The sequence below is a fragment of the Sphingobium sp. TKS genome (assembly GCF_001563265.1).
In the GTDB taxonomy this organism is placed as follows: domain Bacteria; phylum Pseudomonadota; class Alphaproteobacteria; order Sphingomonadales; family Sphingomonadaceae; genus Sphingobium.
The window spans coordinates 271,359-289,875 of the sequence record NZ_CP005084.1 but is presented as its reverse complement, the minus strand read 5'-3'; the positions used below and the strand labels follow the sequence as shown (position 1 = coordinate 289,875).

The following is an 18,517-nucleotide window of genomic DNA, read 5'->3' as shown; positions in this document are numbered from 1 at the left end:
ACGGGTTGAACCCGTAGAGAGAAACGCGCGGTGGACGCAGGGGAAAGCGTCCGAATCAACCGGCACGGGGGCGTGACGAATGGGGGGCGGTAAGGGCAGGGCGATCGGCAGATCCTTGGGCGGCATGGCATTGGGTGTCATGCTGCTAGGGGTGCTGTTGCTGTGCGGCTTGCCCGGCGGCGGATCGGGAGCGGCGGATGCGGCTCCGGCGGCCAGAACCTATGTCGGCGTCGCCTCTTGCGCCGGATCGACCTGCCATGGACGGATGGAGGGCGACGGCAAGGTCGTGCGTCAGGACGAGCTGATGCGCTGGCAGGAGCCTTCGACGCCGGGCGGCGCGCATAGCCGGGCCTTCGCGGTGCTGAACGGCGCCCGCGGGCAGCAGATTGCAGCGACTTTGGGGCTGGGCGATGCGGCTTCGGCGCCTGCCTGCCTGGGTTGCCATTCCACTCCGGCGGGGGCTCGCGGGGCACGTTTTCTGACGCAGGATGGCGTCGGTTGCGAAGCCTGCCATGGCGCGGCGAGCGGCTGGATCGCCTCGCATTATGCCGTCGGGGCGAGCCATGCCGCCAATGTCGCGGCGGGCATGACGCCGCTCGACCGGCCGCAGGCGCGCGCATCGGTCTGCCTCGACTGCCATTTCGGCAGCGCGCGGGACGGGCAGTTCGTCACCCACCGGATCATGGCGGCGGGGCATCCGCGCATTTCCTTCGAATTGGACCTCTTCTCCTCGATGCAGGCGCATCATGACGAGGATGCCGACTATGCGCAGCGCAAGGGGCGGACGGATAGTCTGAAGCTCTGGGCCGTGGGGCAGGCCATGGCGGTGGAGCGGGCGCTGACCCTTTATGCCGGGAGCAAGGGGACGGAGGGGGCTTTCCCCGAATTTTATTTCTTCGACTGCCAGAGCTGCCACCGCCGCATCTATGACCAGGCGGAACGCAGCAAGACTTGGGAAGCCAATCCGGGGCGGCCGATCCCGGCGGGCATGCCGCCCTTCAATGACGAGAATATGATCCTGCTGTCGGCGGCGGCGCGGGTGGCCGCGCCGGGGCTGGCGGGGCGCTTCGATGCCGACAGCCGGGCGTTCCATGCGGCGATCGCAAGGGATCGGCCTGCGGCGATCGCGGCGGCGGGCAAGCTTGCGCAAAGCGCTCGCGCATTGGCCGACGGTTTTGCGGCGGGCGGGATGCAGGGCGGCATGGCCTTTGCCATCGTGCGCGAGATAGCGGGGAGCGCGATATCGCCCCGCTTCACGGACTATGAAGGATCGGTGCAGGCGGTGATGGCGGTCGACACGCTACTCAACAGTCTCGTGAAATCCGGGCGCGTGACCATAGGGGCGGCGGCGGGCATCCGGGCGGACATCAATCGCGCTTATGCGGCGGTCAAGGAGCCGAACGGCTATCGGCCCGGCGATTTCCGTTCCGCCTTGGGCAGCGCGGCGCGCAGCATCGGAGCGCTCCAGTGAGAGGAAGACACCACCGGCTGAGCGCGCTGACGGTCAGTGCAGCGCTGATCCTGTCCTCCTGCGGCGGCGGGGGAGGGAGCAGCGGCGGCACGCCGACGCCCAGCCCGACGCCGACACCCACCCCGACCAGCCTTTATACGGCGCCTGCGCAGGAATCGCTGACGGTCGCAGATGTCGAAACGGTCGTCGCCCACGCCGTGGCGGAGGCCCGCGCGCGGAATCTACCCGCCGTCATCGCGGTCACGGACCGGGTGGGCAATGTGCTGGCCATATTCCGCATGACTGGCGCGCGGGCGAACGCGATCACCAGCGCCGCGCCCAATGGCGACAATATCGACGCCCAGAACCTGACCGTCCCGGCCGAGGCCGGCGCCATCGCCAAGGCGATTACCGGCGCCTATCTGTCGAGCGGCGGCAACGCCTTTTCGACGCGCACGGCGAGTATGATCGTGCAGCAACATTTCCCGCCTGCGCCGACCACGGCGGGGCTGGAGAGCGGGCCGTTGTTCGGCGTGCAGTTCAGCCAGTTACCCTGTTCCGACCTGGCGGCGCGCTTCGTTTCATCGGGCGCGACGGCAATGATCGGGCCGAAGCGTTCGCCCCTGGGGCTGGCGGCTGATCCGGGCGGTTTTCCGCTTTACAAGAACGGCGTGGTGGTGGGCGGCATCGGCGTGATGGCGGATGGAGTCTATGGTTCCGACACCAACGTCCTCGACGATGACAATGATCCCGAGGAATATATTGCGCTCGCCGGGACGCTTGGTTTTGAGGCGCCCGAGGGCATTCGCGCCAATCGCATCACCGTGGACGGCACGTCGCTGCGCTATTCCGATGCGGTCTATTCTGGTCTGATCGCGACGGGTCCGGTGAGCTTTGCCGCCATCAACGGCAGCGGGGGGGCGCTGGTCGCGGTGCGCGGCTATTATGGCGATCCGGCGCCGATGATCCTGGCGGGGGTCGCTTATGGCACCGAAGCATCGGGCGTACGGCGGGCGCGAACCGCCGAATTTTCCAAATCCGACGCCTTCGTCCTGACTGACGGATCGGGCAATGACCGTTTTCCGATCCGCGCCGCGACCGATGCGGGCGATGTGGCGCAGCCGCTGACGGCGGCGGAAGCGACCGCGATCCTCGAAGAAGCCTTCACCATCATGAGCCGGGCGCGGGCGCAGATTCGACAGCCGTTAGACAGCCGGGCGCAGGTGACGATCAGCCTGGTCGACACGCGGGGTCAGACATTGGGCATCGTCCGCTCGCCGGACGCGCCGATCTTCGGCACGGATGTGAGCTTGCAGAAGGCGCGGACGGCGGCCTTCTTCTCCGGCTCCCATACTGCATCCGATCTGCTGGCGAGCAGCAGCGCCGATGTTGCGGCTTTCGTAGGCAAGGCCAGGACTTTCCTCAACGATCCTTCGGCTCTGACCGGGCGTCATGCGTTCAGCGACCGGGCAAATGGCAATCTGTCGCGGCCCTATTTCCCGGATGGAGAGGTGGGGCGACCCAATGGCCCCTTCTCGCGACCCATCGCGCAGTTCAATCCCTTCTCCACCGGATTGCAATCGGCGCTGGTGGTGGGCGATCTCGCCGCGCATCTCGCCTATGTGACCGGCGCCAGCGCGGCGGATACGCCGCAGCGTTGCTCGGCGGTGCCGACTGTCTCCAATCAGAACCGGGTGCAGAACGGCATTCAGATCTTCCCTGGTTCCGTGCCCATCTATCGCAGCAATATGTTGGTTGGCGCGATCGGCGTGTCGGGTGACGGCATCGATCAGGACGACATGATCAGCTTCCTCGGGCTCAACAATGCCGGGGCGCGCGTGGGTGGGATCGGCAATGCGCCGGCCGCGATCCGGTCCGACCAGATCGTCGTCGACCTGGGCAATGCGACGGTGCGGCTGCGCTATGTGAGCTGCCCCTTTGCGCCTTTCCTCGACAGTTCGTCGCAAAATGTCTGCGCGGGGCTGTAGGCGATGGGTCTGGTTTCACTCCTGCCGCTGTTCGCACTGGTCCAACCGGGCGAGCCGGTTCCGCCGCCTCCGCCGGAAAACTGGCAGCAGATATTGGACGCCGACCAGCAATCCATAGAGGGCCGCCGCCGTCCCGGCTATGAAGCGCCGCTGCCGGACGCCGTGACCCAGGACAATAAGGGCGCCGTCCGCGCGCCCCCGCCCGAAGCATTTCCGACCGACCAGGTGCCGATCCCGGATCGCTGGCGCTTGATCGAGAGCCTAGGCGTGGTGAAGGAGCGCTGGTTCGATCCCTATGGCCAGAACACGCTGAAGGGCGACCGGCCCATCGACCGCGAGAAGGTCAAATGGCTGCCGATCAAGGGCGAGGATTGGTTCTTCGTCGCCAATGCGGTGAGCGACACGGTGCTGGAGCCGCGCACCTTCCCGATCCCGGTCGGCGTGCAGACGACCGAGCGGCCCGGCAGCCTCGACGTCTTCGGCAAGGATGCGAGCGTCGTGCTGAGCCAGACTTTCATCGGCGGCGTGGCGCTGATCAAAGGAGCGACCGCGTTCAAGCCGCCGGAGATCGAATATCGGCTGACGCTGGCGCTCAACGTCAATCATGTGAATGTGCCCGAACGGCGCGTGCTGTTCGTCGAGCCGTCCAAGCCCTCGCACCGCACCGACCATTTTCTGGGCGTGCAGGAAGCCTTTGTCGACTATCACCTCGCCAACACGTCGGACCGCTATGATTTCCGGTCGGTGCGGGTGGGTATCCAGCCGTTTCAGTCGGATTTTCGTGGTTTCCTGTTCAACGACCAGCAGCTTGGCATCCGACTGTTCGGCAATCGCGACAATAACCGCTTCCAGTTCAATCTGGCGGCCTTTTGGCGATTGGAGAAGGATACCAATAGCGGGTTGAATTCGGTCGTGCAGTCGCCGCGCAACGATTGGGTATTTATCGCCAATCTTTATCGGCAGGATTTTCTGGTTCCCGGCCTCACCAGCCAGATCACGGCCGTCTATAATATGAACCGCGAAAAGCGGAACGTGGAGATAGACGATAACGGCTTTCCGGTGCGCCCTGCCCTGCTTGGCGACTTGCGGGGGCGGGAATATGATGTCGTCTATCTTGGCTATAATGCCGATGGGCGGGTCGGGCGGCTGAACCTGACGGCTTCGCTCTATGGCGCGCTGGGGGAGGACCGGAACAGCTTTTTTACGTCGAAACCCGCGCAAATCCGGGCTTTTTTCGCGGCGGCGGAGGCGAGCTACGACAAGGACTGGATGCGGCTTCGCCTGTCGGGCCTTTATGCCAGCGGCGATGGCAACCCTCATGACAATCGCGAGAACGGGTTCGATGCGATTTTCGAGAATCCGGTCTTTGCGGGCGCCGATACGAGCTATTGGATCAGGCAGTCCATTCCCTTTGCCGGGGGCGGGCGGGTGATCGGCATCAACGGCCGTAACGGCATTTTGAACTCGCTGCGTTCGTCCAAGGAGCAGGGGCAGTCGAACTTCAACAATCCCGGCACGATGCTGTTGGGGGCGGGGGCGGATTTCGACCTGATGCCGCAACTGCGCCTGTCGGCCAATGCCAATCATCTCTGGTTCCAGAATACGGCCACGCTCCAGGCACTGCGCAACGAAGGCAGTATAGCCAAGTCGATCGGCTGGGATTTGTCGACGGCGGCGATCTGGCGACCGCATGCGACGCAGAATATCGTCTTTCGCCTGTCGGGCGCGACTTTGCTGCCGGGGGCAGGATTTCGTGACCTCTTCACCAATAGCGAGCGCAACCGGAATTATTATTCGGTGCTTGCCAATTTGATTTTGAGCTATTGATGCGCGCGCTCTTCAACACTCTTTCGTCATTCCCGCGAAGGCGGGAATCCATCTCCGACGGTGCGTCTAGGCGAAAGGCTGGGAGATGGATTCCCGCCTTCGCGGGAATGACGATCTTGGGCGTCGGCATTTTGGTGCTAGCGGCGTTGCTGTTGCCCGTCGCCATCCTCCACGCCTCCGACGCGGAAAAGCCCGTCGAGCGCCATTACACCCCCGCGCCGCCCGCGCCGATGAGCCAGACCGCCGATCAGGTCGCGGCCAAATCCGACGGCTGCTATAGCTGCCATACCAAGACCGACGAGCCATCCATGCATGCGACGCCGGCGGTAATGCTGGGCTGCACCGACTGCCATGGCGGCAATGCGGCGGTGCGCGGCGATCCGGCCCTGGGTTTCGACGACCCCGCCTATGTCGCGGCGCGGGAGAAGGCGCATGTGCTGCCCCGCTATCCCAAAAGCTGGCACTATCCCTCCTCCGCCAATCCGCAGCGGACCTATACGCTGCTCAACCGGGAGGCGCCCGAGTTCGTCCGCTTCGTCAATCCCAGCGACTATCGCGTAGCGCGGGACGCCTGCGGTTCCTGCCATATGCAGGTGATCGAAGCGGCGGAGCGCTCGCTGATGGCATCGGGCGCGATGCTGTGGGGCGGTGCGGCCTATAATAACGGCATCGTTCCCTACAAGAACTACATTTTCGGGGAAGCCTATACCAAGGACGGCAAACCCGCGAAGATCGTCTCGCCCGGCAGCCCGCCCGGCACGCTGACCGCCGAGCAGAAGACACGCGGCGCGTTGGCCGAGCTTTATCCACTGCCGCAATGGCAGGTGGTGCCTCCAGGCGACGTCTTCCGCGTGTTCGAACGCGGCGGGCGCAATATCGGCACGCAGTTCCCGGAAATCGGCCTGCCCAATCCAACCGGCTCCATCCAGCGGCTGGAGGAGCCGGGCCGCCCCGACCTCAAGCAATCGAGCCGTGGCCCCGGCACGGGCCTGCGCGTCGCGATCCCGGTGCTGAACCTGCACAAGACCCGCCTCAACGATCCCTATATGTGGTTCATGGGCACCAACGATCAGCCGGGCGACTATCGCCATTCGGGCTGCTCGGGCTGTCATGTCGTCTATGCCAATGACCGCGAGCCGCGCCACAGCCTGATCTATGCCCAATATGGCCGCGACGGGCAGACCGCCACGGTCGATCCCACCATCGCGAACAAAGTCAGCCATGGCGGGTTGAAAGGCTCCCATGGCGAAACGATCGAGCCCGATCACTCTGTCGGCGCCGTCAAGGAAAGCGGTCATCCGATCCGCCACGCATTCACCCGCGCGATCCCGACCGCGCAGTGCATGAACTGCCACATGCATCAGCCCAATATCTTCCTGAACAGCTATCTGGGCTATACCATGTGGGACTATGAGTCCGACGCGCCGCTGATGTGGCCGGAAAAGCAGAAATATCCCACCGCCGCTGAAGTTCACCAGACTTTGGAACGCAATCCCGAAGGGGCGGGACCGCGCGGCAAATGGTCGGACCTGGATTTCCTGCGCAATGTCTATGATCTGAACGACAAGGCCAAGGATACGCAGTTCGCTGACTATCACGGCCATGGCTGGAACTTCCGCGGCGTCTTCAAGCGGGATCGCGAGGGCAATCTGCTCGACGCCGACGGCAAGGTCGTCTCGCCCGATGATCCGGAAAAGTGGCGCAAAAAGGGGGAGGGCAAGTTCGTCCAGCCCGGCGCCAACCCCGGCAAGGCCGTGCACCTGATGGACATCCACGCCGAAAAGGGTCTGCAATGCGCAGACTGCCATTTCGCGCAGGATAGCCACGGCAATGGCTTCATCTATGGCGAGGTGGCGAATGCGATCGAGATCGGCTGCAAGGACTGCCATGGGACGGCGGATGCCTATCCGACCCTGCTGACATCCGGTCCGGCGGCGCCGCCCAAGGGCACGAACCTGGCGCTGCTCCGCAATCCGGATGGCAAGCGGCGTTTCGAATGGTATTTCGACGCCAGCGGCCGGCAGCGGCTGATCCAGCGGTCGATTGTCGACCCGAAGCTGGAATGGGAAGTCAGCCTGGTGAAGGATTCGGTCGATCCGGCCAATCCGCACTTCAACGCCAAGGCGGCGCGGGCCAAGCTGATGAGCCGGTCGGGCGCGGAGGATGGCAGCTTTACCTTCGGTCCCGGCGTCGCGAAGGAAGATCGCGCCCATGGCGACGACAATATGGCCTGCTTCACCTGCCATTTGAGCTGGACGACCAGTTGCGGCGGCTGTCACTTGCCGATCGAGGCGAACTGGAAGACGACGCTCCACCATTATGACGGGGAGGAGACGCGCAACTTCGCGACCTATAACCCGCAGGTCGCGCGCGACGAGATGTTCCAACTCGGCAAGCATATGACCACCAAGGGCAATGAAACCGCCCCGGTCCGGTCGACATCGGCGCTGATCTTGTCCTCCACCAATATCAACCGGGAGCGCATCTATATCCAGCAGCCGCCGGTGTCCGGCATCGGCTTTTCGTCTCAGGCGTTCGCACCCCATTTCCCGCATACGGTGCGCCGGACCGAGACGAAGACCTGTTCCGACTGCCATTTGTCGGCAAAGGATGACAATAACGCGATCATGTCGCAGTTGCTGCTGCTCGGCACCAATTTCGTGAACTTCGTGGGGCTGAATGCCTGGACCGGCCTGGAAGGCGGGTTCGAGGCGATCCGCGTCACCGAATGGGATGAGCCGCAGGCGGTGATCGGCAGTTATCTCCAGAAATATGCCTATCCCGACTATTGGAAGCTGCATGTCGATCAAAACAAGCGCGAACTCAAGAATTGGGTGCGCGGAAAGTTCTTCGACAAAAAGGCTTCGGGTGAAACGCATGCCGTGGAAGAATTCCGCAATGTCGTGAAGGGCACGGCGGATCGCGTCGGCTGCCTGCAACTGCGCGGCGAATATATGTATGTGGCGGAGGGGAAGGGCGGTTTCCGCGTCTATGACGTGGCGTCCATCGCAAACAAGGGTTTTTCAGAGCCGATAGTGAGCGGGCCGTTCTCGAAGCTCGGCCATAATGCGGGCGTCCCTTCGAAAAACGCGACCTGCATGGCGCTGGCCACGAACCAGCCGATCAATCCGCTCCGCAACACCAAGGAACTACGCGAGATCAACCAGGAGCAGCCGTTCCTGCCGATCTACAGCTATGCGGCGGTGACGGACAGTGTCGAGGGTCTCATCATGGTCAATATCGAGACCATGGCCGATGGCGAGTTCCGCAACAATTTCCTGAAGCGGGCCGTCACCTGGAACCCCAATGGCGTGCTGAACGGCGCGCGGCATATCCAGTTGGCGGGGCAGATCGCCTATATCACCGCCGATGCCGGGCTGGTGGTCGTGGACCTTGGCGATCCGTTGCATCCGCGTCTTGCCGCCGTGCGTCCGTTGAAGGATGCACGGGCAAGCGCGATCCAGTTCCGCTACCTGTGGGTCACGGACGCCGAAGGGTTGAAGCTGTTCGACGTGACGCGCCTCACCGATCCGGTGGCAGTGCCTTCCGCGACCGTGAAGCTCGCCGATGCGCGGCGCATCTATCTGGCCCGCACCTATGCCTATGTCGCGGCGAAGGCGGAGGGGCTGGCGATCATCAATATCACCAACCCGCTACGACCGTCCGTCTATGCCAAGGAGACGTTCGGTGGGCAGATGACCGATGTGGAGGATGTGATCGTCGGCACGACCAATGCGTCGCTGTTCGCCTATGTCGCGGACGGGCGCAACGGGATGAAGGTGATCCAGCTCACCAGCCCGGCGAGCCAGCCCAATTTCTACGGCTTCTCGCCCGCGCCCAAGCCGGAACTGATCGCCTGGGCGCGGACGCCTTCACCGGCGCTGGCCTTGTCGAAAGGGCTGGATCGGGATCGGGCGGTGGATGAAACGGGTGGACAGATGGCGGTGTTCGGACGGCTCGGCTCACGGCCCTTCACCCGGCCGGAGATGGAACGGCTGTTCCTGACGTCCAAGGGGATTCCCTACAAGGTCAGTGACGAAGTGGATATGAAGGGATGGCGCCCGCCCCTGAAGACGCCGATGCGGTAAGATCCCGGATTCTGTCGCCCGGATGACCTAAAATTCATTGGCGTTGCGCATTGATCCAGCCCAGATCTGCCTGACGTTCAAAGGGTCGTCCGATGGAACTCGAAGTCAGTGCCGAAGCCAAGGACAAGACACTCAACCGTCGGGTGGCGATGACTGTCGTCATCCTCTCGGTCGCCATGGGCCTGTGCAACATCAAGGACGGCAATATCGTTCAGGCCATGCAGCAGGCCAAGGCTGACTCTGTCGACCGCTGGAGCGAATATCAGGCGACCAGAACCAAATGGCATATCGCCAGGACGGCGCAGTCCGAAATTGCCCTGATCTTCGATGGAAAAACTTCCCCCATGGCCGCGACGACGCTGGTTTCACTTCAGGGAGAGATTGTCAAATATCAGGCGGCGGCGCCGCTTCTTGCCCGGCAGGCGCAGCAATTTTCGGATCGTTATGACGCGCTCAATGTGCATGACGATCAGTTTGATGCGAGCGATGCGCTGATATCGACCGCGATTTCGATCGCCGCGGTTGCCGCGTTGGCGGAAAGTTCAGGCGCGCTGATCGCGGCATGGCTGTTCGGCGCGATGGGGCTTTTCATGGGCCTGTGCGGCTTTGCGGGCTGGGCCTTCCACCCCGATATCCTCAGCAACCTCCTCGGTTAGCACGGGCGGACCGTTCAAGACGGTCGTTCGTCGATCAGCGTTCGCACCAGCGGTTGCATGGCCGCATCGAATTTGGCGAGCATCACATGATCGTCCGCCGTTTCGAAATGGGTGATAAGGCCATGGTCGGTCCAGCGATGCAGCGCATAGGCGGGCGGGTCCGCGACGATCATCGGGCGGTTGTCGGGTGCATCGGGGTCCATGGGCCGCATATCGAGCGCGAGTTGCGGCGCGGTCGATGAGCAGATGGCGATGGTCGTGCCGTTCCACGGTGCGGTGATGGCGCGGTGAATATGACCGCAAATGATCGCCTGAATATTGGCCCGGCCCGCGACAGTCGCCGCGAAGCGCTGAACCCAGGGTTCTTCGGGATGGGTGTTCATCCAGTCGATGCCGACCTCGACCGGAGGATGGTGCATGACGATCAGCGTGGGCGTGGCGGCATCCTCGTCCAGCCGGGCGGCGAGCCACGCCGCGCGGCGCTCGCAAAAGGCGCCGCCGTGGCGATCTGGCTCCAGCGTGTCGAGCATGATGATCCGCCGTCCCTCCAGCGGGATCACATAATGGACGAAGCCGTCTTCCTGCGGAATGTGCGGGAAATGCTGGGCGAAATTGGCCCGGCCGTCATGATTGCCCATACAAGGCCAGACCGGAAAATCGCACTGGCTGAAGGCATTGGCAAGGCGGCGATAGCTGTCGGCGTCTCCCCGATCGGTCAGGTCGCCGGTCGCCAGCAGCAGGTCGGGCCGGTTCGGGCCGTCGTTCAAGGCCCGAAGCACCTGGTCCAGCCGCTTGCGGTTGAACTCCGCGGGATTGTCGGGATCGAACCCCAGATGGATGTCCGTGACCTGCGCGATCAGCATGGCCTTTGCTCCCCCTTTATATTTCGCGGCCCGTTCCTGGAGCACGTTGTGGACTGAGGCGGTCGAGTTCCTTCGGCCTGTCTGCCCCATCCCTTTTAACCGAGCGGTCGGCGGGCATCCATGGGGCGCCGTCACCGACATGATAGCTATGGCACATGGCGCAGCCCGACGGCACGTCCGCCTTTGCCTTTTCCCCGCCATGGCAGGTGCGGCAACTGTCGATACCCGGCAGCAGCAATTGTTTGGCGTCATGCGATTTCGGCGCGGCGTGGCAGCTTTCGCATTTTTCCGTGCGGTGCGCGGCATGGTCGAACCAGCCGTTCATCATATAGCGCATCGGCTGATGCACCGGCAGAACCTGCCAGTTCGCATTGCCGTCCGCGCCGGGCGGCGTGACCGTATGACAGTCGTAGCAGGCGCCGCCCTTGGAGAAGGCCGCGCGAACGGCCTCGTCCGCGCGCGAAGGCCGGGCCGCCACCGCGCCGAAATAGGCATGGTAGATCTGGCCCTGCGCATAGTTGCCGGGCCGCCGCCGGGCTATGCCGCCCAGAGCGATGGGTTGGGCCGGGCCGGTCGAGCGGTAATAGGCGCGCAGGTCCGCGATCACCTGATCGGGGCGGCCGTGGCGCAGCGTACGCAATGTGCCGCCGATCGTCTCGAAGGCAAGGCTGTGGCACATCTGGCAATCGCGCTCCATATTGACCGGCAGGAAGCGGACGCCATCGGCGGTCGGCTTGTGGCAATCCTTGCACGCGAGAGTGTCACCGAAACCATATTGCGTCTTCATCGTCCGTGCCATTTTGGCGACGCCGCCGGTTGCGGACAAATGCATGTCGTGCGGGAATTTGAGGCCGCTATCGTCCATGGGTTTGCCGTCGAGTGAGGCGTAGGAGAAGCGGGGATGCCTGCCCGGCACAGTCTGGACCAGGGCCGAGAATTGCGGATGGCTGGTGCCGAAATCAGCGGCATTGCCGAGTTTGCTATCCTTCAGGCGATCCTTCAATGTGCCGTGGCAGTCGGTACAGAAGGCTTGCGGGGCGGGCTGCATCGGGCCTGCGCCTTCATGTTCGCGGTGGCAGTCGACGCAGGCGCCCTCGGGCGGCTTGCCGAAAGCCGATGCGACTCCTGCCAGCAATTTGCCGCCAAGGCCCGGTTCGGCGCGCGCCATGGCGATGCGGGCGGCTGGCGCGTGGTCGTGCACGTCCTTGTGACAGGTCTGGCAGGCAGAATCGCGGACCGAGACGAAAGCCTTCTGATGGCAGGTTTCGCAGCGGCCTTCGAGCGCATGGTGCGCCTGACTGAGCGGACCCGACGACCAGGCCTTGTCGCCCACCATTTTGTAGATGCTGCGCGTGTCGTTCGCCGGGCGGCCGGCATAGCTCCAGATCGGGATAGCGAGAAAGCCGATCAGGATCGCCAGCGCCATGCCCCAGGCCGTCAACCGCTTGCCCGGCAGCAGGCCGCGCAAGGAGAAAACCTTGGTCTCCTCCTTTTCCTCCGAAGCCTCCGACACGGCGTCGACACGGCGGATGGAGAGGATGGTCGCGCCATCCTCCCCCTGCGACACGGTGATGCGATGGCCGCCGAAGCGCAGTTCCGCGCCGTTGGCAGGGTGGATTTCGGCCCGCAGGACGGTGCGGCCTTCAAGATCGAAACCCAGCGTGCCGGTGGCGCGGACGCGGATGGTGCGTTCGTCGACCTGCTCTATCCGGGCGTGGTCCGGCTCCAGCGCGAGGTCGGGGAGGTGGATGTCATTCTCCGCCGCGCGGCCCAGCGAAAGCTGGGGCTTGGGCAAGGTCGCGGCGCGGACGATTTCGCGGCCATCGGCGGTGAGGCTGATCTGACGGACTAGGAAGCTCATCTCATGCTCACCAGTAGAAGAAGACGCTGACGATATGCGCGGTCAGCGCGGCCAGCAGGGCAAAGGTGGCGGGCACATGGACGTAGAGCCAGATTTCCAGCAGCGCTTTCAATCTCAGATGCCGCCGCAGCCGCGCCAGCATCGCCTGCTTGCGTTCCAGCAGGGCGTCGATGCGTTCCAGCGGATCGTTGCCGGTGTCGGGCTTGTCCCCGGTCCAATAACGTAACGCCGCCTGTGCCCTGGCCGTGGCGCAGCGGGGGTAACGGCCAGACAGGCGGGCGATCAGGCTGCCGCCGAACGGATCCTGCTCCAGCGACTGGCGCACCAGGGCGGCCTTGTCGTGGGGCAGGGGCTGGGCGGCATCGTGCAGTTGCCGGTCGATGGCGCGCACGGCGTCCAGCATCTGCACCTGGGTCATTTCGGCGCGATTGTTGCTGAGCGCGGCGGGCAGGGTCGCATAGACGGTGATGCCGAACAAACCGGAAAAAATCACCAGCATCATCAGAACATAGGCCAGCGTATGGACATTCCATCCGAGCTGGAACCCCGTGTGCAGCGTGGCGATGACGATCAGGCTGATGCCGAGATAGACATGGGCGGAGGTCCAGGCCTTGAGCGACCAGCGGCCCCGCGTCATCGCCCGCTTGCGCAAGCCGAGCAGCGTCAGCCACAGGATCAGCAGCACGCCGATCGTGCCCATGGTATAGCCGTACCAACTGCCGCCATTATGATGCGGGGTGACATCCACCAGCATATAGCTGGCGATCGATAAAACGCAGATCAGCGTGGCGATCTTCAGCCAGCGGAAACCGGCATGGCGCAGGAAACCGTCGTGCAGCACTTCGCCCTTGGCACGGCGGGTACGGACAGGCGCGCGCGTGGCCATCAGCGCGCCTCCTCATCGAGGCGGGCGACGGTCAGGAAATCTTCCGGCGCGACGCGGATCGCGGCGCCGGTGGGGCAGGCGCGCACGCAGGCGGGGCCGCCGTCAATTCCGGAACACATATCGCATTTGATCGCTCTTTTGGGCTTCTCGACGCCGGGTTCAGCGTTCTTGTACCGCCATTTCTTGGATGGTTCGCCAGGACCCGGGCCTGCACCCAGGAACATCCAGCTCAGCAGTCCCGGCTTCTTGGGCGGTACGCTGTCCATGCGGATCACGCCATAGGGGCAGTTGCGCTGGCAATTGCCGCAGCCGATGCAGGTGTCGTCGATGAAAACCTCGCCGTCCGGGCCGCGATGGATGGCGTTTGGCGGGCAGTCGGCCATGCAGTGCGGATGCTCGCAATGGCGGCAGCTCGTCGGAACGTGGAGATGGGCGTAGGTGCGTCCTGCTTCCCGGTCGAGGCGGGAGAGGCCGTCATGGCTGTCGGCGCAGGCCTTTTCGCAATTGTCGCAGCCGACGCACAGATGCTCGTCGATCAGCAGTACGTCGGTCGCTTCGCCAATGCCGTTGTCGATCAGGAATTTCGCCGTCTCCGAATACATGTCGACAACGGTGGAGAAACTATCCTTGCGGCTTTCGATGAAGGCGTTGACGTCCTGCCGGGAGGCCATGTCGCGGCGCGCGCGCTCCAGCAAGGCAGGCTTGGCCGCCATCAGCCGGGCGAAGGCCTCGCCTTGCAGCTTGATGACTTCGGACTTGACGGTCGCCTTGACTGTGGCGGTGCGCGGGCCGCCAGTGATCAGCGCCATTTCGCCCACATAGCTGCCGGCGGGAAGATAGGATAGGAAGACATTCTTCCCGCCGATCTTCTTCTCCACGATCATGGAGCCGACGCGAATCACATAGATGTCGTTGCCCAGGTCGCCTTCGGTGATGACATGCTCGCCCGCCTTGACCGTCTGGATTTCCGCCGTGTCGAGAACTTCGCTGAGGTCCGCCGGAGTTAGGCCCGCGCCGAAGAGTTGCAGCAATTGCCGTTCGGTCGAGATGCGGGTGATGGCGCGCTTGGCCGGCGGGTTGGAGGACATGAGCTTCAGCGCCGCCGTGCGCGACACTTCCACCATGATCGAATCCGCGCCCGCGCGGACCGTGGCGCCACGGCGGCGGCCGGAGATCAGGCCGACCTCCCCGAAGATCGAGCCCCGGTCGATGGGGACGTCGAGCGTAGGGCTGACCTCCACCAGCGCCTGGCCCTGCGCCACACCGAAAAGGGATGAGCCGGAATCATATCGCTCGAAGATCAGATCGCCCTTGCGATAGGGGCGCACTTCGCTGTCGAGCATGAACTCGCGCATCTGGAGCGGCGAGAGACCTTCCAGGATAGAGACGTTGCTGCGGAGGAACTCCAGCCACTCCGCGACGCTCTTCTTTTCCGGCAGGCCTGCGAATTTGGCGGCCAGGATCGGTTCGTCGGCAGGTTTCAGATCCCGATTGCCATTGATGAACTCGACGACGTCATAGCCCTGGTTCATGCAATGCTTGATCAGCGGATAGCCTGCCAGCGCGCCGATGACGAAGATGCCGGGCGCGGTGCTTTCAAAGACCGGCGACAGCTTGGGAAAGGCCAGCCGGTCGCCGCTGGTGAACTCGATGCCGCAGCTTTCCACGAAGGCGCGGGGCGGGGCGGAGCCCATGCGCGCAATGATGCGGTCGCATTTCAGCTTCACCTCGCCGTCGCGGCTGTCGAGTGTGATGAACCCCGGCTCGATCTTGGCCGTCGTCGCCTCCGTCATGATGGAGAGGCGGCCCGTTTCGGCGGCGGTCATCAGCGCCTTGACATTTGCCGCCTTGGCGCTGGCGAATTCGGTCGAGCGGTTGAGGATGGTGACGGCATTGCCCTGCGCCTCGTCGGCGGCGAGGCCGAGGGCGTTTTCGATGCCCGCATCGCCGGTGCCGACGACGAAAATATGCTCGTCATTATAAGCGGCTGGATCGTCCAGTTGATATTGGACATGAGGCAGATCGGCGCCGGGCACGCGCATCAGATTGGGGTTGCCCTGCGTGCCGATCGCCATGATCACAGCGTCGGCTATGACCTCGCGGCCGTCGCTCAGCGTCAGGCGATAGGGCGGGGCGAGGCGCTGCATTTCCTTGGTATCGGTCGTGCCGTCACGCTTGCGCTCGACGATCTTCTGGATGCTGCCGGGGATGGGATCGCCCGTGCCGGTAATCGCCTTCACCTCCGCCTGATAGGCGACGTTGACGCCCTGTTCGGCCGCCTGCGCGTTCCAGCGGTCGAGAATCGATTCGCGCTTCCCTGCCTCGAAATCGCAGTCGGAACGGAGCACGAGCTGGCTGGGCGTGGCCATCACATGCTTGCCCTTCTGATATTTGAAGATGGTGTCGGACAGATGGTCCGTCTTCTCTATCAGCAGGTGGGAAAGCCCCAGTTGCGCGGCGCGCGCAGCCGCACTCAGCCCCGCCGGCCCCGATCCGACGATCGCGATACGCACGCGGTCAGTCAATGATTATCCCCCAAAATACCCCTGTGCTCCGGATCTTACCGGATGCCTGTACCGGACGGCACTCTATCATTTCCGCAGCGTCACGCTAGAGAGGATCGGCGGAGATAAGCCGGGGAGTGAAAGAATAATGGGTTGGAGTTGGGGGCGTGTCGTGTTGATGGGCGCAGTCGGCATTGCCGCCGTGTCGATCGGCTATAATATGACGCACAGGCCCGACGAGGCGAAAGCGCCCGCTGCTCCACCAACGCTGACGGGCGATCAGGCGAACGATCCGGAAGCGGTCATTCGCGCGCTTCAGGACCGGGTCGGCGCCAATCCCAACGACGCCGAAGGCTGGCAGAGGCTGGGCTGGGCCTATTTCGAAGGCGGGCGCCATGCCGATGCGCTGCGCGCCTATCGCCATGCGACGAAGCTGGTGCCGGGCAATGCGACCTTCTGGTCATCGTTGGGCGAAGCCGCGGTGATGGCGAGCGAGCATGATCCCATGCCCAAGGAGGCTTCCGACGCTTTCGACAAGGCGATCGCGCTTGACCCGAAGGAGCCGCGGGCACGCTATTTCCTGGCGGTGCGCAGGGATCTGGCCAAGGATCATGAAGGCGCGATCCGCGATTGGCTGGCGCTGCTGCGCGATACGCCGCCGGGCGCGCCGTGGGAGGCCGATCTGCGCCGGACCATCGAGCAGGTGGGGAAGATTAACAAGATCGACGTTGCCGAGCGGCTGGCGGCAGTAAAGCCTGTCGCACCGCACCCGCCAATGAGTGATGGCATGTCGGTCGCGGCGGCGGCGATTCCGGGGCCGAGCCGGGAGCAGATGCAGGCGGCGGCGCAACTTCCCAAAGGGCAGCAGGATGCGATGGTCGAGGGGATGGTTTCCGGGCTTGAGGCGAAGCTGAAGGCCAATCCAGCCAATGTCGACGGGTGGATCATGCTGATGCGCAGCCGAATGACGCTGGGCGAAACGGCAAAGGCGGGTGCAGCTTATCAGGAGGCCAAGGCGGCCAATCCGGCGCAAGCGGGGCGGATCAGGGATGAGGCGCGGATTTTGGGCGTACCAGGGGCTTGAAGTGCACTTGCCGTTGAGCGATTCCGTGCTTCTGGGAAGGCACAGGAGCGAAACGAGCAGTTCGCGAATGTCATCTGCGACACTTTACCGGTTCGCGCTAAAGTGTCACGAGTGAATCTTTGCAGGATAGGGTTCCACTGACTGGAATCAGCGGCGCCTCTTGCTTCAACCATTCGGCTGGTCCTTCACCGCCTTACCGGGCGTGAACATCAGCTTCTTCGATGCTGGGACTTGGAAAACCGTTCAGCGACACTTTCTGGCCTTTGGCATATGCTTCCTCTGTTAGAGTGCGATGCGTAGGACAGAAAATGGCTGGCCGGAAAACGGCATTTGCCCCGAAAACCCTCGCTCCGGCTCGGTAAAGTGTCATCCGTGCTTTTTGTTAGAAGCGGCTGCAAAGGGGGATTCACAGAGACTCAGCATGTGCTAGATTCCTGATATGTTCTATCAACCTGATCTTTTCGAGCAACCGCAGATGCCACGGATGGTGGCGGCCGAACTCCCCGACCTGGTCGAGCGGATTTCGATCGTGTCGAAGCGTCCTCGCTATGCATTGTTGGTTCTCAAACTGATCGCCCAGGAAGCGGGCAACGATGGCAGCGTTGGACCTTATGTCCGGAGCGCGAAGGGGAGGGTGCCTGTCCGTGACTGGCTTTGCCAGGCGCTGGCGCCGCTGGCGCACCGGGATTGCCGGCGTCGCGCGATGATCGAAGCCGTCCGCTCTGGACTGGTGTCGAATGCGGACAGTGCAGACGATCCGGAAGAAATGGAACGGCGGCTTGAAGCGGAAGTCCAGTCGCGGATATTACGGTCCGGTCGGACGAATGTGAGCAGGGTTGTCTCGGACCTGGTCCGCGCTGGACTCCTTCGCCGTCATTATCAGGGCTACCGGATCGACCATCTCAATCGTGGTGCGCAGCGAGAGGCGGTTTATACGATCACGCCCGAGGTCAAGCGGGCACTCCAACGCCATTAACTGACGTTGGAGTGGATTTTGTTGTGGAAATCTCATTGGCAAGCGCTTCAGCCGTGCGCTAGATGAGGCCGGTGATCACCCCCAGGCCGCCGGTATTGGAGACACGGACGCGAGTTCGGCTAGGTGCATGCCGCCCTGAATGAACGGCGTGTCGATGGCGACGAGTTTGAGGAATCTGGTCGGCGACACGCCCCACCCTGGATGGCAAAATCTATCCGGCCTTGAGAATGGCGATTTGCGAGGCGTCCGGTTAAGGCGATCAACCACCTTGTCCGATAGGAGCCCGATGTACCCAGGGCGCCACCAACCGATAAATGTACCGCCGCTCGTCTAA

The 18,517-nt window shown here is 63.5% G+C and carries 11 protein-coding genes; 7 read left to right on the top strand and 4 right to left on the bottom strand.

What is annotated here, in order from left to right:
• Positions 1–79 precede the first annotated feature (79 nt).
• The 5 genes from K426_RS22255 (at position 80) to K426_RS22235 (ending at position 10,009) form a co-directional block, all read left to right on the top strand.
• Entirely contained in the window at positions 80–1,471 is a 1,392-nt protein-coding gene (locus K426_RS22255; RefSeq protein WP_066562488.1) for a multiheme c-type cytochrome, read from the top strand.
• Complete coding sequence (locus tag K426_RS22250) at positions 1,468–3,438, top strand: heme-binding protein (protein WP_066562487.1); 1,971 nt, start codon at positions 1,468–1,470, stop codon at positions 3,436–3,438. Before K426_RS22255 ends, K426_RS22250 begins: the two co-directional genes overlap by 4 nt.
• 3 nt (positions 3,439–3,441) lie before the next feature.
• Positions 3,442–5,265 (top strand): hypothetical protein, encoded by a 1,824-nt coding sequence (locus tag K426_RS22245; RefSeq protein WP_066562486.1) that lies wholly within the window; start codon positions 3,442–3,444, stop codon positions 5,263–5,265.
• Between the two features lie 107 nt (positions 5,266–5,372).
• On the top strand, positions 5,373–9,353 hold the full coding sequence (locus K426_RS22240) for a multiheme c-type cytochrome (protein ID WP_066562485.1): 3,981 nt from the start codon (positions 5,373–5,375) through the stop codon (positions 9,351–9,353).
• 92 nt (positions 9,354–9,445) lie between these two features.
• Positions 9,446–10,009 carry a DUF4337 domain-containing protein gene (locus tag K426_RS22235; protein ID WP_066562483.1) on the top strand — a complete coding sequence of 188 codons (564 nt, stop codon included), beginning with the start codon at positions 9,446–9,448 and terminating at the stop codon, positions 10,007–10,009.
• Positions 10,010–10,023: 14 nt separating this feature from the next.
• Here K426_RS22235 and K426_RS22230 read toward each other — a convergent pair whose 3' ends face one another.
• From K426_RS22230 to K426_RS22215, 4 genes are read right to left on the bottom strand one after another with little or no spacing between them, the layout of a single operon-like run.
• On the bottom strand, positions 10,024–10,872 hold the full coding sequence (locus K426_RS22230) for a phosphodiesterase (protein WP_066562481.1): 849 nt from the start codon (positions 10,870–10,872) through the stop codon (positions 10,024–10,026).
• A gap of 16 nt (positions 10,873–10,888) precedes the next feature.
• Positions 10,889–12,733 (bottom strand): cytochrome c3 family protein, encoded by a 1,845-nt coding sequence (locus tag K426_RS22225; RefSeq protein ID WP_066562479.1) that lies wholly within the window; start codon positions 12,731–12,733, stop codon positions 10,889–10,891.
• A gap of 7 nt (positions 12,734–12,740) precedes the next feature.
• Complete coding sequence (locus K426_RS22220; RefSeq protein ID WP_066562477.1) at positions 12,741–13,619, bottom strand: hypothetical protein; 879 nt, start codon at positions 13,617–13,619, stop codon at positions 12,741–12,743.
• Complete coding sequence (locus tag K426_RS22215) at positions 13,619–16,144, bottom strand: cyclic nucleotide-binding domain-containing protein (protein ID WP_237230149.1); 2,526 nt, start codon at positions 16,142–16,144, stop codon at positions 13,619–13,621. The genes K426_RS22220 and K426_RS22215 overlap by 1 nt, the downstream gene beginning before the upstream one ends.
• 157 nt (positions 16,145–16,301) lie before the next feature.
• Here K426_RS22215 and K426_RS22210 point away from each other — a divergent pair, with 157 nt between their 5' ends.
• Both K426_RS22210 and K426_RS22205 read left to right on the top strand, forming a co-directional pair.
• Positions 16,302–17,207 carry a TPR domain-containing protein gene (locus tag K426_RS22210; RefSeq protein ID WP_066562473.1) on the top strand — a complete coding sequence of 302 codons (906 nt, stop codon included), beginning with the start codon at positions 16,302–16,304 and terminating at the stop codon, positions 17,205–17,207.
• Positions 17,208–17,646: 439 nt separating this feature from the next.
• Positions 17,647–18,183, top strand: a complete 537-nt coding sequence (locus K426_RS22205) for a hypothetical protein (protein WP_066562471.1) — start codon at positions 17,647–17,649, stop codon at positions 18,181–18,183.
• Positions 18,184–18,517 lie beyond the last annotated feature (334 nt).

What these genes read in the sequence shown, in the direction of transcription:
- K426_RS22220 (WP_066562477.1), bottom strand. Translation starts at nt 13,619, where the DNA reads ATGGCCACGCGCGCGCCTGTCCGTACCCGCCGTGCCAAGGGCGAAGTG.
- K426_RS22240 (WP_066562485.1), top strand. Translation starts at nt 5,373, where the DNA reads ATGACGATCTTGGGCGTCGGCATTTTGGTGCTAGCGGCGTTGCTGTTG.
- K426_RS22205 (WP_066562471.1), top strand. Translation starts at nt 17,647, where the DNA reads ATGTTCTATCAACCTGATCTTTTCGAGCAACCGCAGATGCCACGGATG.
- K426_RS22210 (WP_066562473.1), top strand. Translation starts at nt 16,302, where the DNA reads ATGGGCGCAGTCGGCATTGCCGCCGTGTCGATCGGCTATAATATGACG.
- K426_RS22255 (WP_066562488.1), top strand. Translation starts at nt 80, where the DNA reads ATGGGGGGCGGTAAGGGCAGGGCGATCGGCAGATCCTTGGGCGGCATG.
- K426_RS22225 (WP_066562479.1), bottom strand. Translation starts at nt 12,733, where the DNA reads ATGAGCTTCCTAGTCCGTCAGATCAGCCTCACCGCCGATGGCCGCGAA.
- K426_RS22235 (WP_066562483.1), top strand. Translation starts at nt 9,446, where the DNA reads ATGGAACTCGAAGTCAGTGCCGAAGCCAAGGACAAGACACTCAACCGT.
- K426_RS22230 (WP_066562481.1), bottom strand. Translation starts at nt 10,872, where the DNA reads ATGCTGATCGCGCAGGTCACGGACATCCATCTGGGGTTCGATCCCGAC.
- K426_RS22245 (WP_066562486.1), top strand. Translation starts at nt 3,442, where the DNA reads ATGGGTCTGGTTTCACTCCTGCCGCTGTTCGCACTGGTCCAACCGGGC.